Source organism: Cryobacterium arcticum (assembly GCF_003185895.1).
GTDB lineage: Bacteria > Actinomycetota > Actinomycetes > Actinomycetales > Microbacteriaceae > Cryobacterium > Cryobacterium arcticum.
Map to the genome: position 1 here is coordinate 39,135 of NZ_QHLY01000013.1, position 16,932 is coordinate 56,066.

General features: G+C 68.8%; 14 protein-coding genes. 10 read left to right on the plus strand and 4 right to left on the minus strand.

Annotated features, from left to right (window positions below; translation table 11 throughout):
• The first annotated feature begins 8 nt into the window (after positions 1–8).
• The 6 genes from CTB96_RS19645 (at position 9) to pip (ending at position 8,317) form a co-directional block, all read left to right on the plus strand.
• A complete protein-coding gene (locus CTB96_RS19645; protein ID WP_110128645.1) occupies positions 9–662 on the plus strand; it encodes a copper resistance CopC family protein in 654 nt (217 codons plus the stop codon).
• A 306-nt stretch (positions 663–968) separates the two neighbouring features.
• On the plus strand, positions 969–3,023 hold the full coding sequence (recQ, locus tag CTB96_RS19650; RefSeq protein WP_219993322.1) for a DNA helicase RecQ: 2,055 nt from the start codon (positions 969–971) through the stop codon (positions 3,021–3,023).
• Positions 3,024–3,225: 202 nt separating this feature from the next.
• On the plus strand, positions 3,226–5,322 hold the full coding sequence (locus CTB96_RS19655) for an acyl-CoA dehydrogenase family protein (RefSeq protein ID WP_110128835.1): 2,097 nt from the start codon (positions 3,226–3,228) through the stop codon (positions 5,320–5,322).
• A gap of 166 nt (positions 5,323–5,488) precedes the next feature.
• On the plus strand, positions 5,489–6,463 hold the full coding sequence (locus CTB96_RS19660; RefSeq protein ID WP_110128647.1) for an ABC transporter ATP-binding protein: 975 nt from the start codon (positions 5,489–5,491) through the stop codon (positions 6,461–6,463).
• Positions 6,460–7,287: an ABC transporter permease gene (locus CTB96_RS19665; protein WP_110128649.1), complete on the plus strand. Its 828-nt coding sequence runs from the start codon at positions 6,460–6,462 to the stop codon at positions 7,285–7,287. The genes CTB96_RS19660 and CTB96_RS19665 overlap by 4 nt, the downstream gene beginning before the upstream one ends.
• A gap of 73 nt (positions 7,288–7,360) precedes the next feature.
• On the plus strand, positions 7,361–8,317 hold the full coding sequence (gene pip / locus CTB96_RS19670) for a prolyl aminopeptidase (protein WP_110128650.1): 957 nt from the start codon (positions 7,361–7,363) through the stop codon (positions 8,315–8,317).
• Positions 8,318–8,344: 27 nt separating this feature from the next.
• On the opposite strand, the gene CTB96_RS19675 is transcribed toward pip, so the two are convergent.
• Together CTB96_RS19675 and CTB96_RS19680 are read right to left on the minus strand one after the other, a co-directional pair.
• Positions 8,345–9,685, minus strand: coding sequence for an oligosaccharide flippase family protein (locus CTB96_RS19675; RefSeq protein WP_181397370.1), 1,341 nt, complete (start codon positions 9,683–9,685; stop codon positions 8,345–8,347).
• Positions 9,686–9,710: 25 nt separating this feature from the next.
• The gene (locus CTB96_RS19680) at positions 9,711–10,643 is read right to left on the minus strand and encodes a hypothetical protein (RefSeq protein ID WP_146215870.1); all 933 of its coding nucleotides are present in this window, start codon (positions 10,641–10,643) and stop codon (positions 9,711–9,713) included.
• A 249-nt stretch (positions 10,644–10,892) separates the two neighbouring features.
• Here CTB96_RS19680 and CTB96_RS20655 point away from each other — a divergent pair, with 249 nt between their 5' ends.
• From CTB96_RS20655 to CTB96_RS19690, 3 genes are read left to right on the plus strand one after another with little or no spacing between them, the layout of a single operon-like run.
• The gene (locus CTB96_RS20655; RefSeq protein ID WP_181397371.1) at positions 10,893–12,218 is read left to right on the plus strand and encodes a hypothetical protein; all 1,326 of its coding nucleotides are present in this window, start codon (positions 10,893–10,895) and stop codon (positions 12,216–12,218) included.
• Positions 12,215–13,309 carry an acyltransferase family protein gene (locus CTB96_RS19685; protein WP_181397372.1) on the plus strand — a complete coding sequence of 365 codons (1,095 nt, stop codon included), beginning with the start codon at positions 12,215–12,217 and terminating at the stop codon, positions 13,307–13,309. The genes CTB96_RS20655 and CTB96_RS19685 overlap by 4 nt, the downstream gene beginning before the upstream one ends.
• Positions 13,306–14,409, plus strand: a complete 1,104-nt coding sequence (locus CTB96_RS19690; protein WP_181397373.1) for an acyltransferase family protein — start codon at positions 13,306–13,308, stop codon at positions 14,407–14,409. The genes CTB96_RS19685 and CTB96_RS19690 overlap by 4 nt, the downstream gene beginning before the upstream one ends.
• On the opposite strand, the gene CTB96_RS19695 is transcribed toward CTB96_RS19690, so the two are convergent.
• Together CTB96_RS19695 and CTB96_RS19700 are read right to left on the minus strand one after the other, a co-directional pair.
• Positions 14,383–14,865 carry an FAD synthase family protein gene (locus CTB96_RS19695; RefSeq protein ID WP_110128655.1) on the minus strand — a complete coding sequence of 161 codons (483 nt, stop codon included), beginning with the start codon at positions 14,863–14,865 and terminating at the stop codon, positions 14,383–14,385. The two genes, CTB96_RS19690 and CTB96_RS19695, sit on opposite strands and share 27 nt — an antisense overlap.
• Positions 14,866–15,094: 229 nt before the next feature.
• Complete coding sequence (locus tag CTB96_RS19700; protein ID WP_110128657.1) at positions 15,095–15,352, minus strand: hypothetical protein; 258 nt, start codon at positions 15,350–15,352, stop codon at positions 15,095–15,097.
• Between the two features lie 19 nt (positions 15,353–15,371).
• On the opposite strand from CTB96_RS19700, the gene CTB96_RS20410 reads away from it, so the two are divergent.
• Positions 15,372–16,847, plus strand: a complete 1,476-nt coding sequence (locus tag CTB96_RS20410) for a right-handed parallel beta-helix repeat-containing protein (RefSeq protein WP_146215871.1) — start codon at positions 15,372–15,374, stop codon at positions 16,845–16,847.
• The last annotated feature ends 85 nt before the right edge of the window (positions 16,848–16,932 follow it).

The window sequence follows — 16,932 nt, forward strand, 5'->3', positions numbered from 1 at the left end:
GCCTTTCGATGACAAGCATCCGATCCCGCGGTCGCCGCCTCCGCAGCGCCCGCTATCTCCTGGCCGGTCTCGTAGTTGCGCTCGCGAGCGTCGGCCTCGTGGCTGCCCCGGCGTCCGCGCACAATTCGGTGGTCAACATCTCCCCGGAACCCGGCTCCGTGGTGACCGAACAACCCGGAGTGATCACGGTCACCACGAACGACAACCTCCTCGACCTCGCCGGCGAGGGCGGTTCGAATGCCATGCAGATCAGCGGCCCGGGCGGCGACGTGCGCTACTACGGCGACGGCTGCTCCACGGTCTTCGGGCCGTCGCTCGAGACCGAGGTGCAGCTCGGCCAGCCGGGGGAGTACACGGTGGTGTGGCAGGTGGTGTCCACGGACTCGCACTCGATCTCCGACAGGTTCACCTTCACCTGGCAGCCCGATGCGAACCAGGTGCTCGCCGAGGGTTCGGCCACGGCGCCGACCTGCGCGACCGACAACTCAAGCAGCGGGGCCGCGGACACCGACGCGGCAGCCACTGAGGCCGCGGCCGACGCCGACAGCGGCTCCGGAGTGCGGGCCACCGACCTGCTCTGGATCGGCGGCGCGCTCGTGGCCGTCCTCGCCGCGATCGGCGCGACCCTGCTCGTGCTGCGTCGCCGCCCCACCGGAGACTAGCCGTCCCGTGACACCGCTCTCGCGAGTGTGGTTCTCCGCGCGAGCTCCTTCTCCGCGAGAGCTGCATCCCGCGAGAGCGGTGTAACGGTCGCCTCAGCGACCTGTGGCAACCACAGCACCGCTCTCGCGAATGTGGTTCTCCGCGCGAGCTCCTTCTCCGCGAGAGCTGCATCCCGCGAGAGCGGTGTAACGGTCGCCTCAGCGACCTGTGGCAACCACAGCACCGCTCTCGCGNGCTGCGTCAGCGGTTGTGCACACGCTGGCACGTCGCCCGGTGGCGTCGGTGGGCGCGGGTAGAGTTGGCGGGTGAGTTGGAACGCCGAGATACCGTGGGATCCTGACGAGTTCGAGCCACCGGACGACTTCGATGCCCCACCGCCCCCAGACCCCTACGGTTCGGGTAGCTCCGCTGCGCCCGCCGCCCGGCAGGGCGCATCAGCCCCAGCGGGTTCCGGTCCGGTCGACTTCGGCGACTACGCCCCGCCCGCCGGTGGCGCCACGCTGCTCGCCCCGCCGCCTCCCAAACGCGCCACCGCCAAGTTCGCCACCGCCGCCGAAGCCCTGCACACCGTCTTCGGCTACGACTCGTTCCGCGGCGAGCAGGCCCAGATCATCGACCAGCTCATCGGTGGCGGCGACGCCGTCGTGCTCATGCCCACCGGTGGCGGCAAGAGCCTCTGCTACCAGATCCCGTCGCTCGTGCGCGAGGGCACCGGCATCGTGATCTCCCCGCTGATCGCGCTCATGCAAGACCAGGTGGATGCGCTCACCCTCGTCGGCGTGAGCGCCGCGTTCCTCAATTCCAGCCAGGACTCCGCCGCCCGCAGCCAGGTCGAACGTGACTACCTGGCCGGCAACCTCGACCTGCTCTACGTCGCCCCGGAGCGGCTGAGCAACGAAGCCACCAAACGGTTCCTCGACCGCGGAACCATCGCCCTGTTCGCGATCGACGAGGCGCACTGTGTCTCCCAGTGGGGGCACGACTTCCGGCCCGACTACCTCGCGTTGTCCGAGCTCGCCGACCGTTGGCCCGATGTGCCCCGCATCGCGCTCACCGCCACGGCCACCGACGCCACCCACAAAGAGCTCACCGAGCGCCTGCAGATGGGCCAGGCGCAGCACTTCGTCGCCAGCTTCGACCGGCCCAACATCCAGTACCGCATCGTGGGCAAGGCCGAGCCGCGCAAACAACTCCTCAACTTCATCAAGACCGAACACCCCACCGACGCCGGCATCGTCTACGCGCTCAGTCGCAAGACCGTTGAGCAGACCGCCGAGTTCCTGCGCGCCAACGGCCTGAACGCCTACCCGTACCACGCCGGTCTCGACCAGGGCCTGCGGGCCCGCACCCAGTCCAGGTTCCTGCGCGAAGAGGGCGTCATCATCGTCGCCACCATCGCGTTCGGCATGGGCATCGACAAGCCGGATGTGCGCTTCGTCGCGCACATCGACCTGCCCAAGTCCGTCGAGGGCTACTACCAGGAGACCGGCCGGGCCGGCCGCGACGGCCTGCCCTCCACCGGCTGGCTGGCTTACGGCCTGCAAGACGTGGTGCAGCAGCGCCGCATGATCGACGAATCGCCTGGCGACCTCGCCCACCGGCGCAAGATGAGTGCGCACCTCGATGCGATGCTCGCGCTCTGCGAGACCGTGCACTGCCGGCGGGTCAACCTGCTGCGCTATTTCGGCCAGGCCAGCGAACCGTGCGGCAACTGCGACACCTGCCTGGTGCCGCCGGAGGCCTGGGACGGCACAGTGCCGGCACAGAAGCTGCTCTCCACGATCGTGCGCCTGCTGCGGGAACGCAACCAGCGCTTCGGCGCAGGTCAACTCATCGACATCCTGCGCGGCAAGACCACCCCGCGCACCACCCAGCACCACCACGAGCAGCTGGCCACCTGGGGCATCGGCGCCGATCTCACCGACCAGCAGTGGCGCGGCGTGGTGCGGCAGATGCTCGCCCAGGGCTTCATCGCCACTTCGGGTGAGTACGGCACCCTGATCCTCACCGAGGCCGCCGGCGAGGTGCTCGCCGGCTCCCGCCCGGTGCAGCTGCGCAGCGAACCCGACCGGCCGGTCAAGCGAACCCCGGCGGCCCGCGCTGCTACCGCGAAGGCCGGGCTGGCCGAACTCAGCCCCGACCAGGAGGCTCTGTTCCAGGCACTGCGCGCCTGGCGCAGCGCCACCGCCAAGGAGCAGGGCGTGCCCGCGTATGTCGTCTTCGGTGATGCCACCCTGGTGGCCGTCGCGGCGGCGAAGCCTCGCACCCTGGCCGATCTCGACGGCATCACCGGCGTCGGCGCCAAGAAGCTCGACTCCTACGGCGAAGCCCTGCTCGAGGTCGTGGCGGCGAGCGACTGACCCGGTCGGGCCGCCCCCGCATCGGCCCATCTTTGTCGCCCATCGCAGGTGCAGGCACCGCGTTCTTGTAGAAGAGCTACAGTCCCACCGCGTGCCGCCGCACCCGTCTTTGTAGCCCCGTCACGCACTATTTCCGCCTGAGAGCCGGTCGACCTAACGTGGTCGAACACTCAACAGCCGCGCGTAGACGTAAGGACCAATGATGGTTGACACTGCCCAGCGCTCCTCAGACTCCCGCCCCAACGCGGTCGAGACCGACACGGGGCCCGTCCGGGTCGCCGGCGATCCGGATGCCCCGCGCATCGACCTGCCACTGCTCACGCACAAGCTGCTCGGCACCTGGGCACAGGTGCGGCTGAACGCCCGCGAGCTGACCGCCCGGCCAGAGCTGCAGCGCGTCGAGGGCCTCTCCATGGCCGCCCACCGCGAGCGCGTGCTCGGCCAGCTGAAGGTCCTCGCCGACAACGGCCACGTGCACCGTGCCTTCCCGGCCGCGCTCGGCGGCTTTGACGACCACGGCGGCAATATCGCCGGCTTCGAAGAACTGGTCACCGCCGACCCGAGCCTGCAGATCAAGGCCGGCGTGCAGTGGGGACTCTTCGGCGCCGCCGTGCTGCACCTGGGCACCAGGGAGCACCACGAGAAGTGGCTGCCCGGCATCATGAGCCTGGACGTGCCCGGCGCCTTCGCGATGACCGAGACCGGCCACGGCTCGGATGTCTCCGCGATCGGCACCACCGCGACCTACGACGTCGAGGCGGGCGACTTCGTGCTACAAACCCCGTTCCGCGCCGCCTGGAAGGACTACCTCGGCAACGCCGCCAACGACGGCATCGCCGCCGTCGTCTTCGCCCAACTGGTCAGCCTGGGTGTCAACCACGGTGTGCACGCGTTCTACGTTCCGCTGCGCGACGAATCCGGCGCCTTCCTGCCCGGTATCGGCGGAGAGGACGATGGCCTCAAGGGCGGCCTGAACGGCATCGACAACGGCCGGTTGCACTTCGACCAGGTGCGGGTGCCCCGCGAGAACCTCCTCAACCGGTACGGCGATGTCGCCGAGGACGGCAGTTACACCAGCCCGATCGGCAGCCCCGGCCGGCGCTTCTTCACCATGCTCGGCACCCTGGTGCAGGGCCGGGTCTCGCTCGACGGTGCCGCCACCCAGGCCTCCGCGCTCGCCCTCACCATCGCCATCCGCTACGGCAGCGAACGCCGCCAGTTCACCGCCGGCAGCGACACCGACGAAGAGGTCATCCTCGACTACCAGCGCCACCAGCGCCGGCTCATCCCCCGGCTGGCCACGGCGTACGCGCAGACCTTCGCGCACGATGAATTCCTGGTCAAGTTCGACCAAGTGTTCAGCGGCACCGCCGACACTGATGTCGACCGGCAAGACCTGGAGACCCTCGCCGCCGCCCTCAAACCGCTCTCCACCTGGAACGCGCTGGACACCCTGCAGGAAGCGCGCGAGGCCTGCGGCGGCGCCGGGTTCCTGGCTGAGAACCGGTTCGTGGGCCTCCGCGCCGACCTCGACGTCTACGCCACCTTCGAGGGCGACAACAACGTGCTCCTCCAGCTCGTGGCCAAACGGCTGCTCACCGACTACAACCGCAAATTCGCCGGTGCGGATGCCGGCGCGCTCGCCCGATACGTCGTGCAGCAGACCGCCGGCCGGGCCTACCACGGCACGGGCCTACGCCGGCTCGGCCAGTCAGTGGCCGACTTCGGCTCCACCGCCCGCAGCGTCGGCCAACTGCGGGAGACCGCCACTCAGCGGGCGCTGCTCACCGACCGGGTCGAGAGCATGATCGCCGGGATCGCCCAGGCACTCCGCAACACCACCAAGCTGCCCAAGAAAGAAGCGGCGGCCCTGTTCAACTCGCACCAGAACGAGCTCATCGAAGCCGCCCGCGCGCACGCCGAGTTGCTGCAGTGGGAGGCGTTCACCCGGGCCGTGGAGACCACGGAAGACGCCGGCACCCGGCAGGTTCTCACCTGGCTGCGCGACCTGTTCGGGTTGCGCCTGATCGAGGAGCACGCCGCCTGGTACCTGATCAACGGCCGGTTGTCGGGCAAGCGGGCACTGGCGGTGACGGCCTACATCGACCGCATCATCGCGCGGCTGCGCCCGCACGCCCTCGACCTGGTCGACGCGTTCGGCTACGCCCCTGAGCACCTGCGGGCGCCGATCGCCTCCGGCGCAGAGCGGGTGCGCCAGGTCGAAGCCCGCCAGTATTACCGCGACCAGCGCGCCGCCGGCACCGCCCCCGTCCTCGAAAAGCCCGCCCCCCGCCGCTGAACCCGCAGGCCCCACCCGGACTGGGGGTGGGTCAGGCGAGCGGATGAGGGGTGGTGCGCCAGAACCATCCGCTGGGCTGATGCCGACGCCGACGCGGTGCCCATATCGTCGTCTGTGGGGGTGACGCGGCATGCGTTCCTTCTGAGATGAGAGGGACAGGTACCGGATGATCCACGCAGAATCCCTGACCAAGCGCTACGGAAGTAAGACCGCCGTCGATGCCGTCGACTTCACGGTGCAGCCCGGCCGGGTGACCGGTTTCCTCGGCCCGAACGGCGCCGGCAAGTCCACCACCATGCGCATGATCGTGGGCCTCGACCGGCCCAGCCACGGTTCGGTCACCGTCAACGGCAAGCAGTACCGCGAGCACAAGGCGCCGCTGCGAGAAGTCGGTGTGCTCCTGGACGCCAAGGCCATCCACACCGGTCGCAGCGCCTACAACCATCTGCTCGCCATGGCCGCCACCCATTCCATTCCGGCCAGCCGGGTGAAGGAGGTCATCGAACTCACCGGGCTCGAATCCGTCGCCCGCAAACGCGTCGGCGGATTCTCGCTCGGCATGGGCCAGCGGCTCGGCATCGCCGCGGCCCTGCTGGGCGACCCGGCCACCCTGATCCTCGACGAACCCGTCAACGGGCTCGACCCGGAGGGTGTGCAGTGGGTGCGTCATCTGGTGCGCAACCTCGCCGCCGAGGGCCGAACTATCCTGCTCTCCTCGCACCTGATGAGCGAGATGGCCGTCACCGCAGACCACCTGATCGTGCTCGGCCGTGGCAAGGTCATCGCTGATGCGCCCGTCGCCGAGCTGATCGGTGCGGCCAACCAGAACACCGTCCGGGTGCGTACCCCATACGCCGCCGAGCTCAGCGCGCTGTTCCAGCGGGCCGATGTCACCGTGACCGGTACCGGCATCGACCAGCTGGTGATCTCCGGCATCACCGCCGCCGAGATCGGCAATCAGGCCGCCAGGGCCGGAATCGCCCTGCACGAACTCACTCCGATCAGCGCGTCGCTCGAGGAGGCCTACATGGCACTCACCCAGAACGACGTCGAATACCGCACCGGTGGAACGCCGGGCGACCCCGCCGCCGAACACGCCGCCGCCATGACCGCCTCCGACCTCCAGGGAAGTGTCCGATGACCACCACCGCCCCGGCATCCGTCCACGTCTTCGTTCCCACCGGCTCCGGCCTGAGCTTTCCCGGTCTGCTCCGGTCGGAGTGGATCAAGCTGCGCTCCGTCCGCTCCACGATCTGGTCGTACGCCACGGTCGTCCTGATCTCGTTCGGCATGGCGTTGCTCATGTCCGTCTCGATCGACTTCGGTGGCAGCCCGGTGCCGGCGGATGCGCAGGCGACGCTGCTGGCCCAGGCCGCGACCTTCGGGGTCTTCTTCGGTCAGCTCGTCGTGGCCGTGCTCGGTGTGCTCGCCATTAGTGGGGAGTACAGCACCGGCATGATCCGTTCGAGCCTCACCGCCGCACCGCGGCGCCTGCCCATGCTGGCCGCGAAGGCCGTTGTGCTTTTCGTCTGCACCTTCGTCGTCGGCCTGGTCACCACCGTGGGTTCCTACCTCGTGGCGGCGTCGGTCCTCGGCGGCAAGGGCGTCAGTGCCAGTCTGACCGACCCTGACCTGCTGCTCCCGCTCCTGGGCGGAGCGCTCTACCTCGCCTTGGTGGCGGTATTCGCGCTCGGTGTCGGGGCCATGCTGCGCTCGAGCGCCGGCGGCATCGCCGCTGCCCTCGGCATCCTCTTGCTGCTGCCGATCATGCTGGCGATGATCCCGGCCGAGTGGGCCGCAGAATCGCTGCCCTACCTGATCTCCACCGCCGGCCTGGCCATGTTCGGCCTCGAACAGTTCGGCCCGTCCGAATTCGAGGCCTGGCAGAACCTGCTCATCGTGCTCGGCTGGGTCGCGGTCTCCCTGGCCGGCGCCGCCGTGCTGCTGCGTCGCCGCGACGCCTGACCGGCGCCGGCCGGGGCGCGCCGGGAGGACTCGCCACCGGCCGGGACGGAGTCTCTGGCCGTAGGCTCGCAGCATGAGAGAGTTCTACCCTGAGATCGAACCGTACGACACCGGCATGCTCGACGTCGGTGATGGTCAGAGCATCTACTACGAGGTCTCCGGCAACCCGGACGGCAAGCCGGCGGTCTACCTGCACGGCGGTCCGGGCGGCGCATCCAGCCCCACTCAGCGACGGGTGTTCGACCCGGAGAAGTACCGCATCGTGCTCTTCGACCAGCGCGGGTGCGGCCAGAGCACCCCGCACGCCAGCGCCCCCGACGCCGACCTCTCCACCAACACCACCTGGCACCTGGTCGCCGACATCGAGCGACTTCGCGAGCACCTCGGCATCGACCGCTGGCTGGTCTGCGGCGGCTCGTGGGGCAGTTCCCTCGCCCTGGCCTACGCCGAAACCCACACCGACAAGGTCACCGAACTCGTGTTGCGCGGCATCTTCACGCTGCGCCCGATCGAGCTCGACTGGTTCTACGAGGGTGGCGCCGCGGCGATCTACCCTGACCTCTGGGAGGGCTTCGTTGCCCCGGTACCCGTTGCCGAGCGCGGTCGCCTGATCGAGGCGTACAGCCGACTGCTGCACGACCCGGACCAGGCCGTGCGTGAGCGCGCCGGCGTGGCCTGGTCCACCTGGGAATCGTCCACCATCACCCTGCTGCAGAGCCCGGCGACCATCGAACGGTTCACCGAACCGTCCTTCGCCGTGGCCTTTGCCCGCATCGAGAACCACTACTTCATGAACAAGGGCTGGTTCGAGCCCGAACAGCTGCTCCGGGATGCGACCAAGCTCACCGACATCCCCGGCGTGATCGTGCAGGGCCGCTACGACATGTGCACCCCGGCGTTCACCGCCTGGGCACTGCACCAGGCTTGGCCGGAGGCCGACTTCCAGCTGATCCCCGACGCCGGGCACTCGTTCGAGGAGCCGGGCATCCGGGCCGCGCTGCTCGACGCCACCGACCGCTTCGCGCGCTGACGCACTGACCGGGCCCGCTGCCTGCGCTCAGCGGATGCGGCGGGCCAGCTTGTCGGTGTACCGGCGGGCGAACCTGCCCAGCGTGGCCAGATCGCTCCGGCGCAGTCCGTAGAAGGTGAGCGGGTTGATGCCGAAGCTGCGCGCCAGGAAATACAGGTTGAGGTTGCTCGAGAGCAGGTTGCCCACCAGCGTGGCCAGCGCGGCCCCCATCGCGCCCAGCACCGGCGCCAACAGCACGAGCAGGCCGATGTTGACCAGGCAGGCGATCGTCAGAGACAGGCTGCGAAGACCCGGCCGGCCCCTGGCGCTCAGCCCTGAACCGCCGATCGACCCCGGGGTGCCGAGCACCACGGCGGCCAGCAGCACCGCCGCGACCGGCAACGAGTCGACAAAACCCTCACCGAACAGGAACGGCAGCCACCACAACATGCTCACGCCCAGTGCCAGGCCGGCCAGGCCGCAGAGGAAAGTGGAGATGCGGGCCGAGGCACTGAGCCGCTCGTCCACCGACTCCGCCGCGTCGGTCACGAAGGTCACGTCCCGCACGGCCTGGTTGATGATCAGCGGCAGTTCGCTCACACTGACCGCGACCACGTACAACCCCAGCTGGTAGGTGTCGGCCAGCGGGGTCATCAGCACCTGGTCGATGCGGGAGAGCAGCATGCCGGAGAGTGACCCCACCCACACCCGCACGCCGTAGCCCAGCAACCCGCTGGTGCGGGCCATCCGCGGCACCTCGGTCGCCCGCGGCGCCAGGCTCCGCATACGGCCGATGTAGACGAACGCCCCGCACACCGGCATCACGGCGACGGTGAGCGTGGCCACCAGCGGGGTGAGGGTGCCGGTCAGCCAGAACGGAATAAGCACGAGCAGTCGCAACGACGACGTCACGATGCGCTCGGTCGCCACCAACCGCCAGCTCTGCGTGGCGGAGGCGACACCGCGCAGCACCCCCACGAGCAGATTGGGCACTATCGCCAACGACGCCACCAGGATCAGCTGGGCGACAACGGGCGAACCGCCGCTCAGCCACGACGAGCTTGCGAACACCGCGGCCATCGCGATCAGCCCGGCCAGGGTCAGCAGCAGCAGACCGCGCCGGGCAGCGTTCCTGGCCAGATGCGGCGCGCGGGCGACAGCCCAGGTCACCGCCTCCGGAATGCCGAAGGTCGCCAGGGTCACCACCAACGCCAGCGGCGCCGTCGCGGCGGCGACTTCGCCGCGGCCCTGTACCCCGAGGGCCTGCGCGAGGATGGGGCCGGAGAACAGCGCGACCAGGGGCGGGAAGGCGTTGCCGATCAGGGCGATCGACATATTGCCCGACAACACCCCCGTCCGGCCCGGCGGCCCGGCCGGGCCAGCAGGCATTGCCCGTACCGCCCGCCGCTGCCGCTTAGCCGACATGGGCGCCCGGTTCGGCGGCGCGGCCGGCAGCCGTCGTCGCCGGCTCGTCGGCGCGCATCCGGCTCAGCTCCTCCGGCCCGAAGCACGCCGCGATCTGGGCGTCGTTGCCGCCGCCCAGCACGTTCCGGCCATACAACGTGCCCCGCTGAGTGCCGGGAATGGCGATGTATTCTGCCTGCCGAGGTGCGACCTGGCGCCCCCGGAAACCGTGCCGCACCATCACGGAGTGCACCCAGATGTCATCGGCCCAGGGCGCGAGCCGGGTGAACTCCTCACCCTCCGCGGCCAGGGCGGTGAGCAGGGCAGGGGGGTAGAGGATGCCGGACACACCGGTGCACAGGGTGCGAAAGCTGGCCTCCGTTCCGGTGCATGCGCTCCAGCGTTTGTACGGCGCCAACCGGGCACCGTCGAACTCGACCCGGTGGGCGCGATGGCCGTGCACATCCTCCGGGTGCCTGGCATGCGCGGCGAGCAGATCGGCCAGCCACAGCCGGGGATAGAGCACGTCATCGTCGGCGGCAACCAGGGGCAACTCGGCCGAGGCCATGGTGGTCGCGTAGGCGTACTGCTTCTTATGCGGACCGTAATCCGCACACCAGAGCACTTCGAGGCCGCGTTCCATCAAGCGACGCAGGGCGGGTGGTGGATCCGCCACGACGTCGGCCTCGTCCAGCCAGAGGATCAGACGACGGGGACGCACCGCACCCCGGGCGATCGACTCGATCGAATAGAAGACGGTGTCGATGCGGTGTCCATAGCTGGTGAGATTGACCACTGCCGCCCCCGAGCCCGTCACCCGGCGGCGGCCGTACCGGCACCGTGCGGAGAGGAGTCGCAGCCGCAGCTCCAGCCGGAGGCGCTCCAGCGTGGCCGCAGGGTCGCGCCGCAACCCCGACAGGCCCCTGGCGAGTCGACCGGCCACGGCTGTACCTCCCACGTCTCGCCACCGACCCTGGCGCCGGCCGGGCGTCGCGGATCGACGAGCCCTGAGGCCGCACACAGTACCCGGGCCAGACGGGCGCGGATACCGCCCACGTTCGGGGGCCATCGGCCCCCGCAGCGCGGATCCGCCCTTGTTGTGCCTGGGATGGCGCTCTATGGTGTGCTCGAAACGGCCCATCACGGCGAGCATCCGGCTCGCCGGATTGTGCGCCAGGGGCGGGCGGCGAGAATGACGGCAGAGGCTCGATCGCACCGTGCGCGCCGGGCCGCCGTTCCCACCCGGCGGCTGCCCGTCGCTCCGCCGCTGGAACCCGGCCGGTCCAGGGATACGGCTCGCGCGCTCATCGTGGTGCGCGTCCTCGCCGTCGGCGTCTTGATCGTGCTGGCCATGCGGGTCGAGTTGTCGCAGGGCCTCACCGTGGGCTATCTCGCGGCCGCCGCCCTCGTCCCGCTCTGGCTGCCAGTGGTCCGGCACTTCCAGGGCGCGACGGCCCTCCTCGGCATCGGTGCGCTCGCCATCCTCGGAGGCGTCTGGCTCACGGTGTTCTCTGCCTCGTCGCATGAGACTGCGCCGGGCCAAGCCGTCACCATCTGTGTCGGCCTGGCCGGCATCCTCTGTTCGATCGGGTTCGTGCTCTGGTGCCGCACGGTGCTCCCGGATGCCCAGGTGGCCCTGTGGTTCGGCGTCGGACTGCTGTTCGGCGTCTCGCCCGGCAGCGATCTCTACGCGGCAAATCCGTGGCGGTTCGGCTACTCGGTGGCCCTCACCATCATCGTGCTGGCCGTGGCGAGGTTGACCGGCCGCCGGTGGCTCGAACTCGTCGCGGTGGTCGGGTTCACTGCCATTGCCGCCGTGACGGATGCCAGGTCCTCTTTTGCCATCCTGCTCTTCACCGCCCTGCTGGTGCTCTGGCAGCTCCGGCCGGGCACCCGCACTCGCGCCGTGTCGGCCGCCAGGGTCGTGCTGGCGCTGGGCGTGCTCGCGCTTGTGGTCTACAACCTCGGCCAGGCCCTGATCCTGGACGGCGCACTCGGCCAGGACACCCAACTGCGCAGCAGTGCTCAGATGCAGACCTCAGGGTCCCTCATCCTCGGCGGCCGGCCAGAGCTGGCGGCCACGGCAGCGCTCATGGCGCACCAGCCGATCGGGTTCGGGGCCGGCACCGCTCCGAACGCCCACGACATCCTCGCCGCCAAGACGGGCTTGAGCGCGATCGGCTACGACCCGAACAACAACTATGTCGACGTCTACATGTTCGGCGGACACGTCGAGTTGCACTCCATCATCGGTGACCTGTGGGCGTGGTTCGGCCTGGCCGGACTTGCCCTCGCCGCAGCGTTCGTCGTGCTCATCCTGCGCGGGCTCGGTCACGCCGTGGGCTCCGGCACCGCGGCGGCCGTGGTGATCTACCTAGGCATCAAACTGCTGTGGGCGCTGTTGTTCGGCCCGTTGTACAGTTCGGCGACCCTGATCATCATCACCATCGGCCTGGTCATGCTCCGCCGCGACCCGCAACCGCAACCGGTAGCGGCCGACTCGGGGAGACTCCGGTGACCGGAGTGCCATCGAACCCGCCGCCGACGCAGCCGGCCGCCCGCATCGGCTGGATCGACACCGGCCGGGGCATCGCGATCCTGCTCGTGGCGTTGTACCACTCGGCGAGCTGGCTGCTGGGGGCCGGCTTCGACATCCCCTACTGGCGAGAGATCAACGACGCACTCTCCTCGATGCGGATGCCGCTGTTCTTCGCCCTGGCCGGCCTCTTCGCCCCCAAATGGCTCGCGGTGCCCTGGAACCACTTATGGAACTCGAAGCTGCGCCTGTATGTCTGGGTATTCCTGATCTGGGAGGTGATCGGGTCGGTCGTCTTCATGCTGGGACTGAGCCTCAGGGGCCAGGGCGTCGGTGTCAGGCAAAGCCTGCTCGCCCTGCTCGTCTCGCCGGTCGCCCCACGCTTCGAACTCTGGTTCATCTGGGCGCTGGCACTGTTCTTCGTGGCGGCGAAACTGGCCAGACGGGTGGACTACCGGGTGCAACTCGCGCTCACCGGCGTGGTCTCGATGGTCGCCCTCAGCGGCTGGGAGACCGCCAACGTCGGCTGGAGCGGGTCCGCCCGCCATCTGTTCTTCTTCCTCGCCGGACTCTATCTGCGCCCGGTCATCCTCAGGCTGGGCAGTATCCCGCCGACTCTGGCGGCCGGCGTCGTCGCCCTGTGGGCGGTTCTGTCGACCACCGTCGCCGTTTTCGACCTCAGAACCGTTCCCGGCCTGTACTTCGCGAACTGCCTGATCGGGGTGGTGGCCGGTGTGAGCATCAGCCGCGTCCTGGCCGGCGTTCCCCGGCTGGCCTCCATTGGTCGCACCACCCTACCGATCTACCTCGCCCACACCCCCCTGATCATCCTGCTCTCCTTCGTGCTGTCCACGCCGCTGCTGTTCCCGGTACTCGCGCCGGTCGCCGGGGGAGTGCCGCCGGTCCTCGCCGCCATCGCGGTCGCCCTCGCCCTCTGGCTCAATCGGGCTGCGGCACCCACTCCACTCCGGTACCTTTATCAGCCTCCGCCGACCGTGCTGCGAATCGGCGACCGGTCCACGGCCCGGGCCGGGCGCCGCCGGGCGCCGCGGCACGCGCAGGAGCCGCAGTGAGTGCCGTGCATGCACCGCAGACCGTGCGGGAGACCTGGATCGACGTCGCCAAGGGCATCGCCATCATCCTGGTGGTGCTGTTCCACTCGGTGATGTACCTCGAGGGGGCCGGGGTGACCGGGCCGCTCGCCAGGATGAACCCGTTACTGGACACATTCCGCATGCCCCTGTTCTTCTTCATGTCCGGAATCCTGGCCGCCAAGGCGATCACCCTGCCGTTCGGGGCGCTCTTTCGCACCCGCATGCTGCGACTGCTCTACCTGTATGTGGTCTGGGTGGCCCTGCAGACCATCGTGCTCCTGGTCGTGCCGCCGATCAGCGCGGCCCCGGCCAATGCCCGCCCGCTCGATCTTCTCACCCTGTTCGTGCGGCCCAACTCGAACCTGTGGTTCATCTACGCCCTGCCGCTGTTCTTCGCCCTGGCCTGGTTGATACGCCGCTGGCCGCCGGCCGTCCAGGTGGCACTGACGGCCCTCCTCGCCGCCGGATTCGGGTCGACGATGCTGCACACCGGCACGCCCTGGGACAAGATGGGGCGCTACCTGGTGTTCTTCATCGCCGCTATCTGGCTGGGGCCCAGAGTGCGGCGCTTGGTCCCAGCGGTCCGCTGGTGGCATGCCTTGCTCGCGACGCTGTTGTACGCTGCCGTCACCATCGTCGTGGTGCGCCTCGACCTGTCGACGGTGCCGTTCGTGTTGCTGGCCACGAGCGTGCTCGCGGTGACAGTCGGCATCACGGTCGCGGCTGTGCTCGGCCGGCTGGCGGCCTTCGACTGGCTGCGAAACCTGGGCACCCGCACGCTGGCCATCTACCTCGTGCACACCTTCCCGATGATCCTGACCGCTGCCGTTATCGTGGCGGTTGCGCCACCGCTGAGCGAGGGTGTTGCTGTTGTCCTGCCGCTTCTGCTCACCATTGCGGCCATCAGCCTGGCGCTCGCCGTCTTCCGTTATGCCGGGGCGGTCCCCGGCCTGTTCGACGTTCCGGTGGCCTCCTGGGTACGACAACGTCAGCCGCGCCACCTGCGCCCGGCCGGTGGCCTGATCACGCCGCCACTACCGAGCCCGGATGGGTCAGGCCCGGGTCTCTCCAAACCGTGATGGAGCCGAAAGCGCTTCCAGCGCGCGCCGTAAGGCGGTGCTCGAGGTGTGCATTGTGTAGGGGAAATAGACCACGTCCACCCCCACGGCGGCGAATTCCCGCTCGAGCAAAAGGCCCCGCGGCGTGCCCCGCCAGTCGTCGCCCTTGAAGAAGAGATCGAAGCGCAGCTCTCGCCAGGTGTCGAGTTTGTCTGGCACCGTCTCGGCGACGGCCTCATCGACGAAGCTGATGTGGCTCACGATTTCGAGCCGCTCCGCCAGCGGCACGATGGGCGGCGCGCCCTTGGTCAGCACGAGCATGTCATCGGAAACTACGCCCGCGATCAGGTAATCGCATGCCGACCGGGCTTGCCGGAGGATGTTCAGGTGGCCCACGTGAAACAGGTCGAATGCGCCGGCGGCGTAGCCGACCCGGCCGGTGCGTTCTCGGTGCCCTACCCGGCTGTCAGCACTCATCTGGTGGCTCTCGTTTCGCTCACACCGGCTGCAGCCGGTGGTGGTCCTGGAGGGAGCGTGGTGTATGGGACAGTAGCCAGACACGTCCTTCTTGCCAAGGCTGTGTGCGCCTAAAACCTTGGAAACTCATGTAAGCGTTTGACGTCTGGAGTTCGGTGAGTCAAGCTGGAGCAACGATCGGTGGCCCCCTACGGTTGCTCCATCCCGCATGTCCCGAACGTGTGCACCATCAGAAATCACTCACAACCTTCATGATCTCCACACTTTTGCGTTCTTCGTCGTCGAAAAAGACGACCTCCTCCGCCCCCGACCGGTCTTCGACCGGCACCACAGGGGCATCATTCACCAAGCGGCCGCTTCTCGCCGCCTCCGCAGCCCTTGCTGTGGTCATCGGACTCACCGGCTTCGCCGCCGTCCCCGCCCAGGCAGCGACGGCAACCACAGCGTCGGCGTCGGCCGCGTCAGCCGTCAAGGCTGCCGTGTCCACAGCGCTCGAATCAGTGGTCGTGCCCTCTGGCGGTCAGAAGACCATCTCGCTCGGCAGCCTTCCTGCCGGCGCGAACTCGGTCACCCTCAAACTCGACGGTGCGGGCGCCTGGCAGAACACCGACGTCAAGGCCTCCATCGGCCCCAACGGTGCCCAGAAGCTCGCCTTCACCGCCACCAAGGATGGCAAGCCGAGTGCGACCCTCACCCTGCCCCTGCAGGCCGGGCACAACGGCAAGCTCACCCTCACCAGCAGTCAGGCCAGCGTGCGCGTGAACACCACTGTCACCAACATCGGTGTTCCGGCCGCGCCCGCAGCAGCACCCGCGGCGGCAGGTTCGCTTGAAGCCGTCGTCGTTCCGTCCGGCGGTCAGAAGACCATCAGCCTCGGCAGCGTGCCGGCCGGCTCGACGTCGGTGACGTTCAACCTGGCCGCCGCCGGTGCTTGGCAGAGCACCGAGGTGAAGGCCTCCATCGGCCCTGACGGTCGCCAGCAGTCCGTCTACACCGTCGCCAAGGACGCCAAGCCCTCCGCCAGTGTCACGCTGCCCCTGCACGCCGGCAACAACGGCAAGCTCACCCTGACCAGCAGTCAGGCCAGTGTCAAGCTGACCGCGACCGGTGTGACCTTCAAGACGGCCTCGTCCACCCCGGCACCCGCGCCGACCCCGGCGCCTGCGCCTGCGCCAGCTCCCGCACCCGCTCCGGCGGCACCCGCGACCGGCACCCCGAGCGGCTCCAACACCGGCGTTCCCGCCGGCACCAAGCTCACCGTGCACAACGGTGACCTCAACATCACCAAGGCCGGCACCGTCATCGACGGACAGGACATCCGTGGCCTGGTCAAGATCAGCGCTCCCAACGTGACGATCAAGAACTCGGTCATCCGCGGTCGCGCCCTCACCGGTGTCGCCCCGCTGATCAACAACCTCGGCGGCCAGTCCGGCTTGAAGATCGTCGACACCGAGCTGTTCCCGTCCACCGCGTCTCCGTATGCGATGGGTATCTACGGCTACAACTTCACCGCCACCCGGGTCAACATCCATGGCGTGATCGACAGCGTCCACCTCACCGGAGGCAACGTCGTGATCGAGAAGTCCTGGTTGCACAACAACCTGCACTACTCCAGCGACCCGAACCACGGCGGCAGCCCGAGCCACGACGACTCGATCCAGATCCAGAAGGGCGACAACATCAAGGTTGTGAACAACAACATCAGTGGTGCGTTCAACTCCGGTATCCAGATCACCCAGGACACCGGCAAGGTCTCGAACTTCACCTTCACCGGCAACTACGCCAACGGCGGAGGCTGCACGGTGAACATCGCCGAGAAGTCCTACGGCCCGGTGCAGGGCGTCAAGATCGCCGACAACACCTTCGGCCGCGACACCAAGGTGAGCAACTGCGCCATCATCGCGAAGTCCACCACCAAGATCGACCTGGCCCGTAACTACTACGTGCCGGACAAGACCCTGGTCTCCGTCCACAAGGGCTGATCCCCGGCCGTCTGGCCTGCTGAACCGTCGATCCCCGCGCGCCTGGCATGCGGGGATCTTCGGTTGCATGGTGACCCGCACCCGA

Coding starts and splice junctions, on each gene's coding strand:
- CTB96_RS19665 (WP_110128649.1), top strand. CDS start 6,460: ATGACCACCACCGCCCCGGCATCCGTCCACGTCTTCGTTCCCACCGGC.
- CTB96_RS20655 (WP_181397371.1), top strand. CDS start 10,893: ATGACGGCAGAGGCTCGATCGCACCGTGCGCGCCGGGCCGCCGTTCCC.
- CTB96_RS19675 (WP_181397370.1), bottom strand. CDS start 9,685: ATGCCTGCTGGCCCGGCCGGGCCGCCGGGCCGGACGGGGGTGTTGTCG.
- pip (WP_110128650.1), top strand. CDS start 7,361: ATGAGAGAGTTCTACCCTGAGATCGAACCGTACGACACCGGCATGCTC.
- CTB96_RS19655 (WP_110128835.1), top strand. CDS start 3,226: ATGGTTGACACTGCCCAGCGCTCCTCAGACTCCCGCCCCAACGCGGTC.
- CTB96_RS19645 (WP_110128645.1), top strand. CDS start 9: ATGACAAGCATCCGATCCCGCGGTCGCCGCCTCCGCAGCGCCCGCTAT.
- CTB96_RS19660 (WP_110128647.1), top strand. CDS start 5,489: ATGATCCACGCAGAATCCCTGACCAAGCGCTACGGAAGTAAGACCGCC.
- CTB96_RS19695 (WP_110128655.1), bottom strand. CDS start 14,865: ATGAGTGCTGACAGCCGGGTAGGGCACCGAGAACGCACCGGCCGGGTC.